General features: G+C 56.5%; 3 protein-coding genes. 1 reads left to right on the forward strand and 2 read right to left on the reverse strand.

Annotation, left to right across the window (positions count from 1 at the left end; genetic code table 11):
- Both WA354_RS17050 and WA354_RS17055 read right to left on the reverse strand, forming a co-directional pair.
- A partial coding sequence (locus tag WA354_RS17050; protein ID WP_472814225.1) for a lipid-binding SYLF domain-containing protein occupies positions 1-364 on the reverse strand: 364 nt, incomplete at its 3' end.
- Positions 365-410: 46 nt separating this feature from the next.
- Entirely contained in the window at positions 411-959 is a 549-nt protein-coding gene (locus WA354_RS17055; RefSeq protein ID WP_472814226.1) for a general stress protein, read from the reverse strand.
- A gap of 634 nt (positions 960-1,593) precedes the next feature.
- On the opposite strand from WA354_RS17055, the gene WA354_RS17060 reads away from it, so the two are divergent.
- Positions 1,594-1,804 (forward strand): hypothetical protein (locus WA354_RS17060; RefSeq protein ID WP_472814227.1); only part of this gene is annotated, 211 nt, incomplete at its 3' end.

A 1,804-nucleotide genomic window follows, 5' to 3' on the forward strand; every position in this document is an offset into this window, starting at 1 on the left:
GGTCATTCATGAATAGCATCACCGAGTCAGTGAAAGAAGCGCCGATCTGGAAGCCGAAACTCCCGCCGCCGACCGCGATAAACATCGGGGCGCTCCAACCATTGGCAGTGCGGCAGCTAGCCACTCCCTTGCCGTAGTTGCCTCCGAATATGAAGGCTGCCTTCTCCTCTCCTGGAATGATGACAATGCACTTCGCCTTTTCCAGAAGGTCACGGGGAATGCCTTTATCGGGCGTCGCCATGATTTCATGGAAGACCCGGCCGGCTTTTTCGGCACGCCCAATGTCGTCTTCGCGATCCGACGCCAAAGCGGGCAGGACCAAAGCCAGACTAGCTACCGATACGATCAACACATTTTTGTACATGATATTTTTCCTTAGTTTTCTGTTCTTTACACTTCTGTCTGCCTGACTATCCGGCGATGACCAATTCGGGCTGGTCGAGTTCCGCCGCGTGGGTTGCAATGTCCAGTGGGTGCGTTGTCTGCAGGATGCTCCTGGCCTTGGCCACATCTTCCGCCGTGCCGTGTACCAGAACCAGAAACTTGTCACTTTTGAGCGCTGCCTCGTACTGGACTACGCTGTCCTTGGGGATGCCAATGCTATACAAGCCCGCACCGAGCGCGCTTAATCCGCCCACCACCACGGCGCCTTCCAACCCGCCAATAATCCATGCGACCAGAGGGCCGGCCACCAAAATCGGTCCAAGGCCCGGGATGGCGAAGAAGGCGGCTCCAAACAACAGTCCCCAGAAACCGCCCCAGAAGGCACCCATTTTACCCCAATACCACATGCGGTCGCCGGTGGTGTAGTAGCCGACGACGTGCTCGTCCGTGTGGACATCCTTGCCGACGATCGACAGTTTCTTCATGTCACAACCGGACCTTTGCAGTTCCTTGACTGCTTCCTCTGCTTGGGTATGAGTTTCGTAGATCGCTACAACCGAGTTCGTTTTTGTCATAACTTAGTTCCTCTCTTGATATCGAATTTGCCGCCATATCCGATAAAAGCGCGGGGCCGTTGGAGTGAGCTTCCTCAACGAATCCGAGAGATCTCTGCATCGTCCCGGCCTGTCCATCGATCTGCGATGCCGACAAGGGCCGCGCCGGCTAAGTCGGCGTCTTGCCTATAGCCTTGGCGGTCCGACAGTGCAGTGCTAATCGGCCGAGCCATCTGCAAACCCGCCATTGCGACGTTTGGAAGCGGCCTGCCCGAACGGGATGCGGTTGGAAGCGCAACGGCGGTTCTCGCTTTCCCTTGAGCAGTTGACGCGCCACTCGGAAACGGGATTTTGCAAAACGCTAATGTTTAGAAATGGCGAAGAGGAATCCGGGAGGGTGCTGCGGTGGAAGATCCGCGCAGAGGAGGGGCCTGCCAGCCGTATTTACAGATTACAGACCGGCAGATTCCGCATTCTCAAAGTGCAGCTTCTGCATTTCAGTCCCGGGGAAGTCCCGCGAGCCGGCACTGCTTCGGGGACGCTACGGGGCTCGAAACCGGATAGTTTTCTTATGGACCATGGCATGCTCATGACTTTCTGATGATTTCTCAGTGTTTCACCTCCGATTATCTGCGCAATTTCTAGGTGTGAGTTCATGCCCAGTGCGACGCAAGCTCCGTGGTTCAGCGACTACGATTTGTATTTGTTGGGGGAAGGCACGCACTACCACGCCTACGAGAAGATGGGGGCGCACGTCACCGAGGTAGACGGGCAACGCGGCACTCATTTCGCCGTGTGGGCCCCCAATGCCAGGGAGGTCAGCGTAGTCGGGGACTTCAACGGATGGAATCCTCGATCGAATGCTC

This window comes from Occallatibacter sp., assembly GCF_049802275.1.
Taxonomy (GTDB): Bacteria; Acidobacteriota; Terriglobia; order Terriglobales; family Acidobacteriaceae; genus Telmatobacter.